Here is a 17436-nt window from a genome sequence, read left to right on the forward strand (position 1 = left end):
CGGAGCATCTCAATGGCAGTAGAAAGCAAAGGCATATTCACTAAGATAGACAATATGTTGATGGATCCCATTACAGAGGCAATGGATAGCGCCATTACACATCACTATTGCACTTTAGCTGCTCAACTTAAATAACCTTACAGACTATACAATAGATTTATGGCAACATTATGTCGCTGCCCTAGATTTATCATCACTGGTTATAAAAAACCAGAACATAGCAGAATTTAAAGATTGTGCTCAAACCTTGTAAAACTGAAAGAAAGAAGGGGAAATACTATGAATAAAGTTCTCATAACAACATTGCTACTTTGCACAGGGCTCATCACAGCTGGATGTGAAAAAACCTATAGCGTCGCAGAATTTAAAAAAGATGAAAAATTACGCCTAGAGTGGGATGCTAAATGTGGATTTGCAGGAACTTCAAAAAATTGTGAAAACATGCGGTTAGCATTTTTAGAACTTCAGAAAGAATATGAAGCAAAAGCAGCAGAAAGAAGCCGTAAAGCAGCAGAGGAGTATAGGAAAGGTATAGATGAACTTATGGCTAAACAAAAAGCTGAACATGAAAAATGGAAAGCTGAACAAAAAGCAAAAGAACAAGCCAAGAGAGAAGCAGAAGAGCGCACTAAAACCGAACGAGAAGCGAAAGAAAAAGCTGAACAAAAACAAGATAGTAATTAAATCAGAAATAATCATATTTGTAAAAGTTTGATGAAATGGACGTGCAATGGCATTTGAAAATATAACCATATTTACTGATATGAATAGCTTTGTAACGAAGACTCTTGAAGATATAATGGATAAAACTATTAATCACATTTCGTCGGGGTTAAGTGCCCCACTTAAAGCGTCTTGTACAATCTACGTTATATTTATGGGATACAATATCATCTATGGGCGTTCTTCCACGCCTTTATGGGAGTTTATAGCGACAGCTTTCAAACTCGGCATCATAGTTGCTCTCGCTACAAACACTGCTCTTTATAATGCGTGGGTTAGGGATATATTTTTCAATGATCTGCCGAATGCCATTGCAAATGTCACACAAGGTGCAGCACACTCGGATCAAAATGTATGGGATGATCTGCTAAGACAAGCAGGTGCACACGTTTTTGACGCATCAGGTAAGTACACGGGATGGACTCAAACGGGTAAGTTTCTTGTGACATGGCTTGCTGGTTTTTTCTGTTTAATAAACGCCACGGCAATGGCTATAATTGGTTTTGTCGTCTCAATGTTTGCTAAGCTGGGTTTGTTTCTTGTCCTATCAATAGGACCACTCTTCATAAGCCTCTCTATGTTTTCATCAACCAGAAAATTTACGGAAGCATGGTTAGGACAAATTGTAAATTTCATCATTTTGCAGGTATTAGTCGTGCTGCTTGGTGGTCTGTATGTCCAATTTGCAATAAAAATTTTCTCAGGAACACTTGAAGATATAATGTTTTCCTTAATTAATTTCTCAGCTGTTGGCCTTTGTGGTATTTACCTTTTCACCAAACTCCCTGATGTCGCATCAGCTTTAGCCTCTGGGGCTGTTTCTTTCACAAGTGCAATAACTGGAACGCAACGTGCTGGGAAAGAAGCTTTTCGCGCTGCTAAAGCAACAGCCAACACGATAGCAAAGGGCGTTAAAAAATTAGCATCACTATTAGCAAAGGCCTAAGTTCAAATGCGGAAATTTAAAAAAATTGGGATTATCTTACCATTTCTCTTTCTCAGTGGCTGTATGTCTTCATCACACACACTGAAGTCACTCCCAAAGTGTGATGGATATTCTAAACGTCCACTCAACAGATCAATGTGGAATTGGGAAGGGAAAAAACCCACGCCCACGCCCATTATCATCAGTAACAACACACCTTCACCCGTGAAAGAAGGTAAGCTGGAAACGCTTCTGGCACAAAAATTAACGGATGAAGAAATCAAATCTTACAAAAATTGCGGGCAAAAAGCATGAAAGAAAAAGACATAGAACAATACATTGCTGAAGCACGCTCGTTCGATCAGGATCGCATGCTCGCCTCACGCCGCACCACCCGCGTCTCGCTTGCCATTGCCGGCATAGCCGTTGCGGTTGCAATAATGTCTTCTCTCGCGGTCATCACCCTCACACCCCTTAAAACCGTGGAACCTTTTGTCATCCGTGTGGACAATTCAACCGGCATTGTTGAAGTTGTGGAAGCCCTAAAAGAAGGTCCCACCAATGTCGACGAAGCAATCACACGCTACTTTGCTGCAAAATATGTCCGCTCCCGTGAAGGCTTCACCACAGAAGAAACACAACACAATTTCCAAACCGTCTCTCTCCTCTCCTCTTCTGAAGAACAGGAAAGATTTGCCAGCTGGTATGGAGCAAGAAATCCCCAAAGTCCTCAAATTCTCTATAAACACGCCTCCGTTACAATAACAATAAAATCAATCTCCTTTATCAATGACGATGTTGCCCAAGTGCGTTACTACAGAACCATTCATGACAATGAAACCAACAAAGAATTCATCACCCACTGGGTTGCAACACTTACCTTTGAATATATCAATGCCCCTATCTCTGTCCAAAACCGTTTGATAAATCCTCTAGGGTTTATTGTTAGTGAATATAGAACCGATCCGGAAGTGGTCAACTGATCATGACAAAAAAAATTCTTTTTCTCATTCTTAACATCGCTATTACCCTCTCTCCTATACCGATAAGCCATGCCAGTATTTTTCCCACCCGCGCGCCAAGCGATAGCCGCATTCGCTTTATCAACTATGATGCTTATAATGTCACAAAAATTATTGGCTCCATACGCTCATCGGTACAAATAGAATTTTCTCCCAATGAAGAAATTGCCCATGTGGCAATTGGCAACAGCGTTGCATGGGAAGTCGCTCCCGCTGGCAATATTCTTTTCCTCAAAGCAAGAGAAGTCCAACCCATTACCAATCTCCAAGTCGTCACCACAAAGCTTGATGGCTCAAAGCGCTCCTATCAATTTGAACTCATGGTCAAAGATGGGGAAATTTCCTCTGGACAAGAAACATATTTCCTTGTGAAATTTCGCTACCCACAAGAAGAAGCAGAACAAAGAAGACTCGCAGCCCTTATGCGACAAGAAAAACAACAAGCTCAGCGTATCGATAATGTCTTCAACGCTTATGAAACCTACGGACCACGCAATTGGGCTTACACCGCTCAAGGCTCAAGCGTGCTCGAACCCTCCTCCGTTTATGACAATGGCAAAACCACAACATTTACATTTCCAGACAACCAAGAAATCCCTGCCATTTACATCGTCAACAATGACGGTACAGAATCGCTGGTTCCCAAAACCACAAGAGGCAACATGGTTATTGTCCATGCCATTAGCGCGCACTTCACCCTAAGAAAGGGAAAAAACGTCCTATGCGTCTTTAACGAAGCCTATCAACCAAAAGGCACCAATCCAAATACCGGAACAACCTCACCATCTGTTGAACGTAAAGTTGCATCAGATCTTTAAATAAGCGGGAATTGAAGGGGACAACACATGAGTGATAAACCAATCATCGAAGATCGTGGATCTATTGGGGATGGCAAAAACAATAGCGCCAAAACCGCAGGCAAAAAAATAGTTGTCGCAATTGCCTGTATAGGAATCTGCGGCTATGTGCTCTGGAACATCTTATCCACCCCCACAGAACAAAAAAACACCGCAAAAGCTCATAAAAAACAAGAACAAAGCTTTCACAACACCCTCGCGCCTTTAGAGCTCGCCCCCTCTGACCCGCGTGCCAACATAGCGCCAATAACCTTACCACCCCCACAACCACTCGCACCAGAGCCCAAAAAAGATGACCCACTACTTGATGCCGCAAGACGTGCCCCTGTTCTCGCTTTTGCCAAAGGCTCTAAATCTGAATTAAAAGACATCGTCAACACTGCTCTAAACCCCCTTGACAAATTCCATGCCCTTGAAAATCTCGCGAATGCGCAAAATTCTCCTGCCCTTCAAAACACACAAAATTTTGCAACCCTTTTAAAACCCACCACAACAGAAGAAACAAAAGCAAAACTCATCGGCAATAGAAACTTTATCATCGCCATGGGAACCTCTATCCCCTGTATCTTAGAAACGGCATTAAACAGCGACCAACCAGGCTTTGCAAGCTGCATCATCAACCGTGATATCCTCTCTGACAATGGACGCGTTGTTTTGCTTGATAAAGGAACCCAAGTCATTGGAGAATACCGCGGTGGGATAAAACAAGGTCAATCTCGCCTCTTTGTGCTCTGGACAAGAGCCAAAACCCCAACCGGCGTTATCATTCCCCTTGCCTCACCAGCAACCGACAGTTTAGGCAGAGCCGGTTTTGATGGCAACATCAACACCCATTGGTGGGAACGCTTTGGCTCTTCCCTTTTACTCACCGTTATTGATGGTGTCACAACAAACCTCACCAATAGAATGCAAAAAAAATCCAATAACACAGGTACAAACAACTCTGCGGGTGGTGGTTTTGAAGGCGCCGACAACATTGGAAAAGATACTGCCACTATTGCCCTTGAAAATCAAATCAACATCCCTCCTACTCTAGAAAAATTTCAAGGCGAACTCGTCAACATCTTTGTAGCAAGAGATCTCGATTTTTCATCTGTCTATAAACTAGTCGTAAAAAGCAAAAGAAACCGCTCTACTCCCAGCTATTCCTTTTTTCATTAAGCCAATAAAGTCATATTATGCCATCAGCCAAAAATGCAGAACGAGCCTCTATCGTTTTAACAAAATTAAAAATCTTAGATGACTTCCTCAATAATGAGAATTTATTTGAAATTGTCATCAATCGCCCCGGCGAAGTAATCGTTGAGGGTCCAGATGGTTGGCAAACCCACATCTTAAAAGAACTAACCTACGGCGAACTAGAAGGGATTGCTAAAGTTGTTGCTGCCTATACAACTCAGAAAATCAGTGTAGAAACCCCGGTTCTCTCCGCAACACTGCCAAACAACGAACGCATACAAATTGTTATGCCTCCAGCTGTTGCAGCCAATACCATTAGCATGACCATTCGTAAACCTTCATCACGCACTTTTTCTCTTGAAAGTTTACATGAAAACAATCTGTTTTCTGTCGCCCAAAACACCAGTTTCACCCCCACGCAACAAATGACTGAACGGTTATCGGAACTCTCTGATACAGAAAAAGAGCTAACAGATCTCTTTATCGCTAAAGATTTTTGCACCTTTTTAGAAAGAGCCGTTATTACACAACAAAATATCTTAATATCGGGCAAAACCGGTTCAGGGAAAACAACCCTCTCCAAAGCTTTAATTGCAAAAATCCCTGACTATGAACGAATTCTCACCATTGAAGACACGCCAGAACTTGTCGTTCCGCACGCCAACAAAGTCCAACTCTTTTATTCAAAAGATAACCAAGGCTTAGCAAAAGCAGGCGCAAAAGAACTGCTTGAATCAGGCTTACGCATGCGCCCCGACAGAATCCTTCTACAAGAGCTGCGTGATGGTACAGCCTTTTACTATATCCGTAATGTCAACTCTGGTCACCCCGGCTCCATTACCACCGTCCACGCCTCAACAGCCCTTGCAGCCTTTGAACAAATGACCCTTTTAGTCAAAGAAAGTGACGGTGGTGGTAATTTAGCACGCGATGATATCCGCGGCTTATTAATCTCGATGATAGATGTCATCATCCAATGTAAACGTCTCGAAGGGAAATTTCGTGTAACAGAAATCTATTACGACCCCTTCAAACGCCGTGATGCCTTTTAAAAACTGTCGAAATGACTTAAATAACTCATTCATATCTTTCGCAAAGTATACATCTTATCCTTTTGCATTCTTTTCAAAAGTTTTAAGCGTTTTCGCATTAGAAATAGACATATCAAATGGCAATCCTCTTTCATCAACAACTTTAGCTAAAGAAATTCGTATGAAATCAGACACCGTAAGTCCTAAACTTGCTAATATTTCACCGGCTTCTTTTTTCAACTTCTTATCTATATTTGCTCGAACAACATCTTTTGAATCTACAGCTACGCTCATAGTAAACCTCCTTTATGCTGTTAAAGCCTTTTTAAGAGCACAATTTACAGATTTTGGCTCGTTTTCAATGACAGAAAGCAATATCTTAGAAGATGTATCGATAGAATATCATCCCCATTCCCAATCACGCATGCGCCCCACAAAAAAACCACAACATACCGAAAATAATATCTATAACCTAATATTTTTTCTGATTTTTTTGACATCAACATTTGCAGGAATATGGACCCCAAATTCAGTATCCGCTTCACCTTTAGCTTCAGACAAGAGCCTCACGAACACTTTGTAATATACCAGATCCTGCTTTATTTGTCTTATCCATTATTATTCTTTTCGATATTCATCAAGGCGCAGTATAAAAATTTTCTTCAACGCATTCCTCTCTGATTTTATCAAATTTCCTCAAGATGATTAACTGTAAACATCTTCGATCAACACCGGAATATTTTGACCACCAAAAAAGGGTATAACCCTATATCTCCCTCTTTTACCCCTTATGCTTTAAAACCTAACTTTCCTTGGCTTCCCCTCCCGTACCTTCCATAAAATCACCAGCATCTGGATGAGCAGCAATAAAAGAAACAATATCAAATAATCCTTCAAGCGATATGCCTTCTTCTTTTGCAGAAATTCAATAAGCTGCCGTTTCAATCACGGTTTGCATACATCATTCAATATATACGGAAACACCCATAACGATAATGATGTAAATTAAAAGCTAATTTGAAGTGAATGATCTGAAACATTAAATACCTAAATTACGAAACAAATCATTCATATCTTTCGCAAAATATACATCTTATCCTCTATCACTTTGCTCAAAAGTTTTAAGCGTTTTCGCATTAGGAACATACATATCAAACGGCAATCCTCTTTCATCAACAACTTTAGTTAAAGAAATTCGTATGAAATCAGACACCGTAAGTCCTAAACTTGCTAATATTTCACCGGATTTTTTAACGCCCTATCTATGCGGGCACGTACAACATCTTTTGTCACACCCATATTAAACCTCCTTTGATTACCTCTCTTTTATCATATGACTTAATAGGGCTTATACAGCATAAAGCTTTATCCTTGCCCTCACCGTATCATATCTATTGATCTTGCACGCGCTATTGCGTTGATTTTCTCCTGTTGTCTCTGTTGCAAAAATTTAACAACCATTTGAAGCTCTTTTATGCAATCTTTATCATGAGACTGTTCTTTGGGGATCACTTTTGATAAATCAAAACCATATTTATGAATGGCATCATGTCCAAAACGTTTATCTAAAGCACTTTGTAGCTTTAAAAATTCTTCACTAACCTGCTCTGGTATCTTTGAATAACTATCACGACCAGCTTCAACATTTTTCATAAAAGTCACTGCTTCTTGTGAAAGTGACGGAACCTCTACTTTTAACTGTTCACGCTCCCGTGTAAACCTATCCATATGTGTCTCATAAGAATTCTTATAAAAGGATTGAAGCGATCTCATAGTAGAAACAGCAAGAGGAACATGAGAAAGCGCTTCTTTTCGTTCTTTTCCTGTAGCCTTAAATTTATCGATAAAACGATCTGACCCACGCAGTTCACCCGCTCTATCAGGTGCCCTATCCAAAATATCAGGAAGTTTATCGCCTTTACCTGCTAAAATCGTTTGCTCAATCCTAAGCGCAGCCTCTTGTGGATCTTTATAAATAAATGCTAAACGACTGTTTAACTCCTTAAACATATCAACGTAAGATTTTTTATTTCTAAGAGCGTTTAACACCTTCTGTTCTAGATCAGAGTTATCCGTATAAGCAGCAAGGTATGGCGCTTTTTCTGTTGCTTCTAACGTAGCATTAACATCCCTTTGCGATTGCTCAACTTCAAGTTCTTCTTTTTGAAGTCTGCTAAAAGTTGTCTTTTCTCTATCCCAAAGGGTTTCAATCTTCTCTTTTTGTTGTTCTAAGCACTCTTTATTAAGATCAACGCAAAAAGCAATATTTTTGCCAATACCTTGAGAAACATCATCCCTTTTATTTTCTGTAAACTTGGTAAGATTCTTATAGATGAGTGCAGACAGATATTCTGAATTACCAAAATGTGCTTCAATTGACGCACGTGTCATTTCTTGTCGCTCAATACCCTTCCAGTTGATATGATAACCAGCTTCACAAGCAAGTTGCACCATAAATTCGCGCTGAGTGCGCCCATTCCCCTCTCGAAACGGATGCAACGCATTCAACTCACCCATGTAATATCCAGCCCTTTGACTAAAGTCATAAGTGCCAAGACCACGCAGATACTGTTCTTTTGCAAGCTTTTGTGTAATCTTCGGTGCATAACTTTCAATCTGATTATAACTAGCAAACATACTATTGCCTTTGGCAATATCCACTAAACGAACTTGTCCCGCCCATTCATATATGTCACCAAACAGTCTTCTATGGATCTCTTTCATGTAATTCAGATCAAACTCACCACGAATAGGAGTATGTACAAATTCGAAAGATTTTACATAAGAAATCGTAGATTCTACACGTTGCAGTGTGGCTTCATCTTTAATACCAAGCCGATTATACATCACACCAGTTTCAGGATCAGTATAAGGATCACCGCTCCCCTTATACTTCACCACGTTTTACCCTCTCCATATAATCTTTGAGGATATCACTTGTTTCAAGCTCTCCAATAATAACACGTTCCATTTGCTCAACGACTTTTGGATCTGGCTCTAATCCCTCTAAACGTTGGCTTGCCAATGCATTTTCAGCATAAAAGCGACGCAGCTTAATTTCCTCTTCACTCAACATATAAAACCCTCCTTTGCTTACATTTATTATAGCCAAGCAGACTATAGAAACAAGATTTTATTGCCTTATCTTACCGTGTCACATCTTTTGCCTTTATCCGCGCTATCGCGTTATTTTGCTCTTCCACATGTCTCTGTTGCAAAAATTTAACAACCATTTGAAGCTCTTTTATGCAATCTTTATCATGAGACTATTGTTAAAAAATTGCTTTTGATAAATCATAATTTGTTTGCATAGCAAGCCAAGCACGTGCTGTGCTTACACCAGACATTTCAAGCCTAATAGCAAGATTAGCACTCATAGCAGCTTTTCCATTTAAAACTCTAGAAAGTGCTCCACGAGATATACCAAGCCACTCTGCTGCTTCATTCACGGATAAACCAAGCTCTTTGATCACATCTTCACACAATAACTCACCGAGATGTGAAGGATTCTTCATCATTGTTTAGACCTCCTTTTTGATGATAGTCTAGATAATCGACCATTTTGACATCTATGCTATCAAAGCAAAATATTACGCGACATTTTCCATTTACAGTAACAATTTCCATTTACAGTAATTGACTAATAATCCTTGAAATCACTTTTTAGCAAATGTAATCAAAAGGACGCATAACTTAAATCATTTGGCGATATAGCACCTTCAAGAACACCTAGAATACACTTTAATTTTTGCGCATGGGCGGTTCTAACCCCTTTAGTCGTGCCAGTATTATAAAAAGCTTCAATCCTTTTAGGTTTAAATCCTAAAATCATAAGATACAAAAAACGTTCATTATTTTTATACTACACGGCTTTTTTACTTTATAAACATTAGAACTATCGTGAAAAAATTGCTCATTCTCATCTCTCTCTCATTATTCTACTCATTATTGGAAAAGTATAAGTTCATAATTAGAAGGCGCTAAACGTAATAGGAGCGCATCATATCCCCAATTGGCAGCTGCACTTAGAAACATAACGACGATATAACCAATGACCATTGCTGTTTGATGTTCATAAGGCGCTGCCCCCGCTGTATATCCAGTAAAAAGAATGAATAAGACTAATAAATCCCCCTGCTATAAACTCTGTTAAAATAATAACCGGTTTACGAATAAGCAAAAGAAAAAGGAAAATCAAAAAAAGACATCTTTTTAATATCTTATGAACTAGAGAAAACTATACGCATTATAGTTATTAGAATTGGACTTTTCTCTTTTTTATTTAATTTATTAGCAGATAGAGTATCCATTACCGTTATTACATCACTCACATAGTTAATAATCACACCCTTCATAATTGCCAAAATCCCACATTACAATAAGCCCTTTATCAAAAGATGATCTGATAATTTTCTCAAAAAATTCAAGATTCCTCAAGTGCAGTACCCATGCGTACATCATGATGAATAATAACATCCATCAACTCTGTCACGACTGTGTCCAATACTTCTCGTGCATCGCCTTCAGCCATAAGGCGGATAACCGGCTCAGTTCCAGAAGCGCGGATCACCAGCCGTGCCTCTTTTCCCAACCGCTTTTCTGCTTGATCAATGGCCGCTTTGACGGGATTTTTTTTCAAAACATTTTTATTTTTAATCGTTACATTTTTTAAAATTTGCGGTACAGGTTCAAACCGTTTACACAATTGGCTCATAGGGCTTTGGCTTTCCTTCATACAGGCTAAAATCTGCAATGCAGCCACCAAGCCATCACCCGTTGTACCGAAATCACTGAGCACGATATGCCCAGAAGCCTCACCACCAACATTATATCCCTTTTGGCGCATAGCATCGACAACATAACGATCTCCAACATTTGTCCTTACAAGGTGCAACCCTTTACTGTTCAAGAAACGCTCCAGTCCCAGATTTGACATAATCGTTGTGACAACACCATTGCGCCGTAATCGTCCCATTTTATGCCAATTTTCAGCAATGACAGCAATCAACTGATCTCCATCAACCGTTTGTGCTTTTTCATCAACAATGAGAACACGATCCCCATCTCCATCAAGAGCAATCCCTACATCAGCACGCACTTCATGCACTTTTCGTTTTAAAGATCTTAAATCGGTTGATCCACATTTTTGATTAATATTGGTCCCATTGGGCTCATCATGAATAGCAAAAACCTCAGCCCCCAATTCCCATAAAGCACGGGGAGCCGCTTTATAAGCAGCCCCATTGGCACAATCCACAACAATACGCAAAGCATCTAAGCGAACATCACGCGGCAAAGTTCGTTTAGCATATTCAATATAACGATAAATATCTCCCTCAACCCGTTTTGCATAACCAATTTCAGCAGAACTTGCTAAAGACTTTGAAAGATCTGTATCGATCAATTGTTCAATTTTCGCTTCCATATCATCTGAAAGTTTAAAACCATCAGGACCAAAAAGTTTAATTCCATTATCATAGAACGGATTATGAGAAGCAGAAATCATCACCCCAAGATCCGCTCGCAAAGAGCGGCAAAGCATTGCAACAGCAGGTGTTGGCACTGGACCCAATAAAAAAGCTTCCATCCCCGCAGCAGTCAATCCTGAAACCAAAGCGTTTTCCAACATATAACCAGATAATCGTGTATCCTTACCAATCACCACACGATGAGATTGATGTTGTGAGCGAAATAAAACCCCTACAGCCATCCCTACCTTCATGGCAAAATCAGGTGTCATAGGAAATGAATTGGCTTTCCCCCGAATTCCATCTGTACCAAAATATTTTTGCACCATGCCTCTTTCCTTTAATATATAATTCTTCCCTTAATATATAATTCTTCCCTTGGCTTTTTTTAAAACCCTAACAAGCCCCCTTGGTACAATAATCCCCTCCCCATATAAAATCAGATCATTGATCTAAACCTCCATGCATTTAGACAATCAAAAAACCTATTCACCAACGACACATCTAAACCACTCTCAACCAATTATGTTCACACCCTCGCACATAAAAGCAATATTATCTCCTCAAAATACTTTATACATCCCTTGAACATAATCAACGGATCACCTCATACAGTTGCTAAATCCGTAAAGAAACCCAGCACCAAACCTCAAACCTTACAAAATCCACAAGGAAATCTATCGCCTCACCTCACACACTTGCCAAATCCGTAAAGGAACCCAGCACCAAACCTCAAACCTTATAAAATCCACAAGGAAACCTATCGCCTCACCTCATACAGTTGTCAAATCCGTAAAGAAACCCAGCACGAAACCTCAAACCTTACAAAATCCACAAGGAAACCTATCGCCTCACCTCATACAGTTGTCAAATCCGTAAAGAAATCCAGCACCAAACCCCAAACCTTACAAAATCCACAAGGAAACCTATCGCCTCACCTCATACAGTTGTCAAATCCGTAAGGAAACCCAGCACGAAACCTCAAACCTTACAAAATCCACAAGGAAACCTATCGCCTCACCTCATACAGTTGTCAAATCCGTAAAGAAACCCAGCACCAAACCTCAAACCTTACAAAATCCACAAGGGAACCTATCGCCTCACCTCACACACTTGCCAAATCCGTAAAGGAACCCAGCACCAAACCTCAAACCTTACAAAATCCACAAGGAAACCTATCACCTCACCTCATACAGTTGCCAAATCCGTAAAGGACAATACCACCTCGCCTTGTAGCCTGCTAAAGCTGTTATTATACAACGGCTTTGCTTAATTTTTTGCTTCCATATTTTTGCAAATATTACATTAAAGGCGCAAGCTTTGCTTGCGCCTTTCTCAAAGAGTTTAAAAGTTTTCCTAAAACATCGTTACTCAAGCGTTATTAAACAGTTCTTATTTTTCTTTATCATCTCCCGCAGTATTGGACTTCTTTTCAGCATTACTTTTAGAGCGGTTGACTGATTTTGTAGTACCTTTTGTGCTTTGCGCTTTTTTCTCAGTCTCATCCGATCGGACTTCATTAGACTGAGCCTCCTTAGGCTCAACATCACCGGATTTTGCTGCTTTTTTCCCAACAGCTGCTGCTTCTACTTTGCCTGCCTCGCCTTTATCGGCCTCTACTTTATGAGGCGCTGTTTTAGGGACTGCTTCAGCGTTTTTTTCATCTACCACTGTTGTCTCTGTCTTCATTTTTCCAGTTTTTGGAACAGAAGACCCCCGTAGCGGAGCACCCTCATCTTTCTGAGTGCGTGAAGGGGTCTTTCCTGCGATAACTTCGTTAATTTCAGCGCCTGTTAAAGTCTCATATTCCAACAAACCTTGTGCCAAAGCAAACCATTCTTTTCTTTTTGTTTTTAAAATGTTGGTCGCATTTTTATAGGCATCATCAATCAGCTTACGCACTTCCATATCAATCATGCGCGCTGTTTCTTCAGAGACATTTTGTGTTCGCGCAACAGAGTGACCCAAAAAGACTTCATCTTGGTTATCGCCATAAGCTACATTCCCAAGCAGATCAGAAAATCCCCACCGTGTGATCATTGCGCGTGCTAATTTAGTTGCTTGCTCAATATCAGAAGAAGCACCGGAGGTGATATTTTCCTTTCCAAACTTTAATTCTTCAGCCACACGTCCACCCATCATAATAGCCAAACGAGAAATCATCCACCGATAACTCATGGAATAGCGATCGCCTTCAGGCAATTGCATCACCATTCCCAATGCTCTTCCCCTTGGAACGATTGTTGCTTTGTGGACAGGATCAGCAACCGGCACATTAAGAGCCACAATAGCATGCCCTGCTTCGTGATAAGCAGTGAGTTCTTTTTCCTCTTGTGTCATAGCGGTTGAACGACGTTCAGCCCCCATCATCACCTTATCTTTGGCATCTTCGAATTCTTGCATCGTGACAACTCTTTTATTACGGCTCGCAGCCATAAGAGCAGCTTCATTGACCAGATTCATCAGGTCTGCACCGGAAAATCCTGGTGTTCCCCTTGCCAAAATCTTTAAATCAACGTTAGGCGCTAAAGGCACGTTGCGCACATGCACTTTCAAGATTTGTTCACGGCCAGAAACATCAGGGTTTGGCACAACAACTTGTCGGTCGAAACGCCCTGGTCTTAACAAAGCGGGATCAAGCACATCGGGACGGTTTGTTGCGGCAATGAGAATAATACTTTCATTGGGCTCAAACCCATCCATTTCGACAAGCAACTGATTTAAGGTCTGTTCACGTTCATCGTTTCCACCACCAAGTCCAGCCCCCCGATGACGTCCAACAGCATCGATTTCATCGATAAAGATAATACAAGGTGCATTTTTTTTAGCCTGTTCGAACATATCGCGCACACGGCTCGCCCCAACACCAACAAACATTTCAACAAAATCAGACCCTGAAATGGTAAAGAATGGCACATTGGCTTCACCTGCCACAGAACGTGCTAGCAAAGTTTTACCGGTTCCTGGAGGACCAACAAGCAAAACACCGCGTGGAATACGCCCCCCTAAGCGTTGAAATTTTTGTGGTTCGCGTAAAAATTCAACAATTTCTTGAAGATCTTGCTTTGCTTCTTCAACGCCAGCAACATCTTTAAAGGTAACACGTCCTTGCGCTTCATTAAGCAATTTTGCTTTTGATTTCCCAAATCCCATTGCACCGCGTGATCCATTTTGCATTTGCCGCATAAAAAAGACCCACGCCCCCACGATAATAATAACAGGCAATAAGGAAAAGAGGAGATTGAGGAAAATGCTATTTCCAGAGCTTTCCGGAACAGCTTTAACATTAACGTTTTTGCTTTCCAATTTTTGTATCAAACCTGGATCGCGAGGAGCATAGGTTGAGATAGTTCTATGTTCAACGGTTTGTCCTGTTAATTTTTGACCTTGAATGGTCACAGATTTCAACTCATTATTCTCAACTTTTTGCAAAAATTCAGAATAGGAGACTTCTCCACCACCAGAACGCTGACTATCTCCATTAAAGAGAGAAAACGACACAATCAAAATGAAGGCAATAACTCCCCAAATAAGGAGAGAGCGGTAATTGGAATTCATATTCAGCCCACTTAATCAAATATAGATTTCAAACAGTTCCCCTTAACATATAACCTTGTCAGCCCCTTGCCAAGAGATGAGAAGCTGTTTATTTTCTTTTAGAGTAATTTTCCTTTATCTTTTCACCTTAATATTAAAAAAAGGTTCCACAACATTTACCAAGGCAGCATCTTCTCGTGAGGAAAGCCAATCGAAAGGTGCCATAATACGCTTGATGATAACATGTTTATGAACAACTGCTTGAGAAATCAACTCTGGAATATCATACCCTTTATGATTTGAGATCATCAGTAGCGATTGTAAAGAGGGAAAATGAGGCTTTTCAAGCTCAAAATCGCTATTTTTTAATAAAAATTTCAGCAGTTCTAAACTTGCGGCTCCAACCTTTATAGCCTCAGATCCATGATTTATGATTTTATAGCGCCCATCCCATATAAAAGTTTTATCTGGCTCAACGATAGCCTCTTTCATATTTCGCCCTTCACGCCACAAAGAAATTCCGTGCTTGTTATATTCAATAACAGAGCCCGCATAAGTAAAACGCTTCTTTTCTGGAGAATCGAGACAGAGTTTTTGAACAAGCATGCTTAATTTCTGATTGGGCAGCAAATAAAATCCCCCTCCCATCAACACAGCAAAAAGCCCCACCACGAAAGGAAAACCGGAATGTTTCTGTAAAAATAGCGCAGGCTTTGCTATGAAACAACGCCCATGTTGAACAGTAATATCCAGTGCTAAGATCAAATCAGCAATATTTTTTGCTTGTTGACGACGCTGCAATGCGGCTTCATTTATTTTTTGAGCAATATAAGCCAAATTTTGTGGAGAAAGAGATTGACGCACGCGCACACGTTCAAAATTGCGATCTTCATTGGTTGGATCATCAATCCATGTTTGTCCTTGTAAGCGTAAATAATTCCTTAATGTTTGGCGTTTTACACCAAGGAGTGGCCGAATCAAACGCACTTTTCTATGCAACAACGCCTCACGCGGAATACAGGATAAACCACGCTCATATAGGAGACCATCGGTTTTTTCGGCAATATTTTTTCTTGTTTCTCTGGCATGATCCTCATCACGTATACCCTCGGCTTCACCACGCATAGCACTGGTAAAAACACTGGCATAAACCTCATCATGCAGAGCACCAACGTTACCGTGCAACGCACCGGCAAAACCGCCCGCAGAAACTTCATCATGCATGGCACCAACTTCACCGTGCAACGCACCGGCAAAACCGCCCGCAGAAACTTCATCATGCAAAGCACCAACTTCACCGTGCAACGCACTGGTAAAACCGCCCGCAGAAACTTCATCATGCAAAGCACCAACTTCACCGTGCAACGCACCTCTATTCTTTTGGAGACGTTGATAACGCATTTGATAGGTTTCAACCTGATCATTGAGTGTATGGCCCGTCATAATAACTGATGCGCCTTGTTTTTGTGCTTCTTTAACCAAGAGATCATAGCGTGCAACACGAGCACTGGAAGCAATATGCGTCTTTGGTTTTTCACCTTCCCACCGCACAGCGATATGTTGAATTTGATGAACTCGACAAATTTTCGCAACAGTTTCTGCTTCACGCGTTGATTCTTTACGCAATTGATGATCAACCGTGACAACAATCATTTCTGGAGGAACTGAGAGAGTTTCCAAATGCTCTTTGACCAAAAACATCAAAGCCAAAGAATCACTTCCCCCTGAGACGGCAAGAATCAACTTCTGACATTGAATAAAATCCGATGTTTTAAAGAGATTTCTTGCCAGTCTAACGCACACCGAAAACGACCTCGCTATTTATTTTGCAGGTTTACAAAAAATAGACTCTAATGTTTTTTGACGTTTTGAATTTTTCACAAAATGAGCACAATCGTCTTTATTTGGCTCAAGAGCAACCATACTTCTTGCTAATTTCAGCAAAATCTCGGAGGTATAGAGCTTCTTTTTATCTGCATACCATGCGGTAAGATAAACTTGTGCTGCTTCATGATAGCGTTTTTGTCCCAACAAAGATTCGGCCAACCAAAATAAAGCATCATCACTCAAAGAATCTTTTTTGTAACGATTTTGAAAAGCGCAAAAGCTTTTTTCAGCATCAACATAGTTGGCAGAACGAATAAAATCATACCCTTCCTTATACAAAGCTTTAGAAGAAGAAAGATTGTCACTCTGATATGCTTCAATTGGAGCACTTACTTCATGCGCTTTTTTAAAATGTTTAGTGTTTTCAGGATCATGGCTCTCCACCTTAGCTTCCACAGCAGCAACCTGTGTCTGATCACCTGCACTATGCTCCTGCTTCATCTCTTCTTTTACAGTCTGAGATTCTTCATCCACAGCGGACTTTTCAAAAGAACAAGAATAAACAGAAGAGTCTTTTGTATCAAAAAGCCCATGAAACTGCTTATTAACATTTTTTAGATTGTTATGCTCAAGCACCATTCGTATCTTATGCAAAAGCTTATCTAAATCATAATCTTTAAATAAAACCTGTTGATTCTCTAAAATAATCCCTTGGTGTTCCGCAACACTAGCGGCTTTTTCCTCCACGCTAGACGCTGCTTTATCAGCTGCTTCAGGCGCATCCTTCACTGCATCGACAGCCTTATCAACAGCGTCAGTGGCTTTTTCCACCACGCTAGACGCTGCTTTATCAGCTGCTTCAGGTGC

General features: G+C 40.5%; 16 protein-coding genes and 1 pseudogene. 8 read left to right on the forward strand and 9 right to left on the reverse strand.

Translation table 11 applies throughout. The annotated features are described in order from the left end of the window. Positions 1-12 precede the first annotated feature (12 nt). From ACFIKU_RS01270 to virB11, 8 genes are all read left to right on the forward strand, one after another. Entirely contained in the window at positions 13-135 is a 123-nt protein-coding gene (locus ACFIKU_RS01270) for a hypothetical protein (RefSeq protein ID WP_375656450.1), read from the forward strand. Between the two features lie 144 nt (positions 136-279). Beyond that, on the forward strand, positions 280-684 hold the full coding sequence (locus ACFIKU_RS01275; RefSeq protein WP_375656451.1) for an EexN family lipoprotein: 405 nt from the start codon (positions 280-282) through the stop codon (positions 682-684). Positions 685-730: 46 nt separating this feature from the next. Next, positions 731-1669 carry a type IV secretion system protein gene (locus ACFIKU_RS01280; protein ID WP_375656452.1) on the forward strand — a complete coding sequence of 313 codons (939 nt, stop codon included), beginning with the start codon at positions 731-733 and terminating at the stop codon, positions 1667-1669. A gap of 6 nt (positions 1670-1675) precedes the next feature. Then, positions 1676-1963: a type IV secretion protein VblB7 gene (locus ACFIKU_RS01285; RefSeq protein WP_375641809.1), complete on the forward strand. Its 288-nt coding sequence runs from the start codon at positions 1676-1678 to the stop codon at positions 1961-1963. Further along, on the forward strand, positions 1960-2631 hold the full coding sequence (locus ACFIKU_RS01290; protein ID WP_375656453.1) for a virB8 family protein: 672 nt from the start codon (positions 1960-1962) through the stop codon (positions 2629-2631). The genes ACFIKU_RS01285 and ACFIKU_RS01290 overlap by 4 nt, the downstream gene beginning before the upstream one ends. Positions 2632-2633: 2 nt before the next feature. Next, positions 2634-3488, forward strand: coding sequence for a P-type conjugative transfer protein VirB9 (gene virB9 / locus ACFIKU_RS01295; protein WP_375656454.1), 855 nt, complete (start codon positions 2634-2636; stop codon positions 3486-3488). A gap of 27 nt (positions 3489-3515) precedes the next feature. Then, positions 3516-4688 (forward strand): type IV secretion system protein VirB10, encoded by a 1173-nt coding sequence (virB10, locus tag ACFIKU_RS01300; RefSeq protein ID WP_375656455.1) that lies wholly within the window; start codon positions 3516-3518, stop codon positions 4686-4688. 17 nt (positions 4689-4705) lie between these two features. Continuing rightward, positions 4706-5758, forward strand: a complete 1053-nt coding sequence (virB11, locus tag ACFIKU_RS01305; RefSeq protein ID WP_273790449.1) for a P-type DNA transfer ATPase VirB11 — start codon at positions 4706-4708, stop codon at positions 5756-5758. A 54-nt stretch (positions 5759-5812) separates the two neighbouring features. Here virB11 and ACFIKU_RS01310 read toward each other — a convergent pair whose 3' ends face one another. The 9 genes and pseudogenes from ACFIKU_RS01310 to ACFIKU_RS01350 form a co-directional block, all read right to left on the reverse strand. Beyond that, complete coding sequence (locus ACFIKU_RS01310) at positions 5813-6031, reverse strand: type II toxin-antitoxin system RelB/DinJ family antitoxin (RefSeq protein WP_208439671.1); 219 nt, start codon at positions 6029-6031, stop codon at positions 5813-5815. 799 nt (positions 6032-6830) lie between these two features. Then, positions 6831-6950: a type II toxin-antitoxin system RelB/DinJ family antitoxin gene (locus ACFIKU_RS01315; protein WP_375656456.1), complete on the reverse strand. Its 120-nt coding sequence runs from the start codon at positions 6948-6950 to the stop codon at positions 6831-6833. A 164-nt stretch (positions 6951-7114) separates the two neighbouring features. Continuing rightward, positions 7115-8635: a type II toxin-antitoxin system protein adenylyltransferase VbhT gene (gene vbhT, locus ACFIKU_RS01320; RefSeq protein WP_375656457.1), complete on the reverse strand. Its 1521-nt coding sequence runs from the start codon at positions 8633-8635 to the stop codon at positions 7115-7117. Beyond that, positions 8625-8813 carry an antitoxin VbhA family protein gene (locus ACFIKU_RS01325; protein WP_273790453.1) on the reverse strand — a complete coding sequence of 63 codons (189 nt, stop codon included), beginning with the start codon at positions 8811-8813 and terminating at the stop codon, positions 8625-8627. The genes vbhT and ACFIKU_RS01325 overlap by 11 nt, the downstream gene beginning before the upstream one ends. 196 nt (positions 8814-9009) lie before the next feature. Then, positions 9010-9255 (reverse strand): HigA family addiction module antitoxin, encoded by a 246-nt coding sequence (locus tag ACFIKU_RS01330; protein WP_273790454.1) that lies wholly within the window; start codon positions 9253-9255, stop codon positions 9010-9012. 905 nt (positions 9256-10160) lie between these two features. Further along, on the reverse strand, positions 10161-11534 hold the full coding sequence (gene glmM / locus ACFIKU_RS01335; protein ID WP_375656458.1) for a phosphoglucosamine mutase: 1374 nt from the start codon (positions 11532-11534) through the stop codon (positions 10161-10163). Between the two features lie 1063 nt (positions 11535-12597). Further along, complete coding sequence (ftsH, locus tag ACFIKU_RS01340) at positions 12598-14763, reverse strand: ATP-dependent zinc metalloprotease FtsH (protein WP_375641818.1); 2166 nt, start codon at positions 14761-14763, stop codon at positions 12598-12600. Between the two features lie 114 nt (positions 14764-14877). Beyond that, positions 14878-16563, reverse strand: a complete 1686-nt coding sequence (tilS, locus tag ACFIKU_RS01345) for a tRNA lysidine(34) synthetase TilS (protein ID WP_404977419.1) — start codon at positions 16561-16563, stop codon at positions 14878-14880. Beyond that, a pseudogene (locus ACFIKU_RS01350) lies at positions 16564-17436 on the reverse strand (tol-pal system protein); the annotation flags it as partial.

The organism is Bartonella sp. CM120XJJH, assembly GCF_042194715.1.
Lineage (GTDB): Bacteria > Pseudomonadota > Alphaproteobacteria > Rhizobiales > Rhizobiaceae > Bartonella.

What these genes read in the sequence shown, in the direction of transcription:
- ACFIKU_RS01275 (WP_375656451.1), top strand. Translation starts at nt 280, where the DNA reads ATGAATAAAGTTCTCATAACAACATTGCTACTTTGCACAGGGCTCATC.
- ACFIKU_RS01325 (WP_273790453.1), bottom strand. Translation starts at nt 8,813, where the DNA reads ATGTTGAGTGAAGAGGAAATTAAGCTGCGTCGCTTTTATGCTGAAAAT.
- ACFIKU_RS01285 (WP_375641809.1), top strand. Translation starts at nt 1,676, where the DNA reads ATGCGGAAATTTAAAAAAATTGGGATTATCTTACCATTTCTCTTTCTC.
- glmM (WP_375656458.1), bottom strand. Translation starts at nt 11,534, where the DNA reads ATGGTGCAAAAATATTTTGGTACAGATGGAATTCGGGGGAAAGCCAAT.
- virB10 (WP_375656455.1), top strand. Translation starts at nt 3,516, where the DNA reads ATGAGTGATAAACCAATCATCGAAGATCGTGGATCTATTGGGGATGGC.
- virB11 (WP_273790449.1), top strand. Translation starts at nt 4,706, where the DNA reads ATGCCATCAGCCAAAAATGCAGAACGAGCCTCTATCGTTTTAACAAAA.
- ACFIKU_RS01290 (WP_375656453.1), top strand. Translation starts at nt 1,960, where the DNA reads ATGAAAGAAAAAGACATAGAACAATACATTGCTGAAGCACGCTCGTTC.
- ACFIKU_RS01310 (WP_208439671.1), bottom strand. Translation starts at nt 6,031, where the DNA reads ATGAGCGTAGCTGTAGATTCAAAAGATGTTGTTCGAGCAAATATAGAT.
- virB9 (WP_375656454.1), top strand. Translation starts at nt 2,634, where the DNA reads ATGACAAAAAAAATTCTTTTTCTCATTCTTAACATCGCTATTACCCTC.
- ACFIKU_RS01280 (WP_375656452.1), top strand. Translation starts at nt 731, where the DNA reads ATGGCATTTGAAAATATAACCATATTTACTGATATGAATAGCTTTGTA.
- ACFIKU_RS01330 (WP_273790454.1), bottom strand. Translation starts at nt 9,255, where the DNA reads ATGATGAAGAATCCTTCACATCTCGGTGAGTTATTGTGTGAAGATGTG.
- ftsH (WP_375641818.1), bottom strand. Translation starts at nt 14,763, where the DNA reads ATGAATTCCAATTACCGCTCTCTCCTTATTTGGGGAGTTATTGCCTTC.
- ACFIKU_RS01270 (WP_375656450.1), top strand. Translation starts at nt 13, where the DNA reads ATGGCAGTAGAAAGCAAAGGCATATTCACTAAGATAGACAATATGTTG.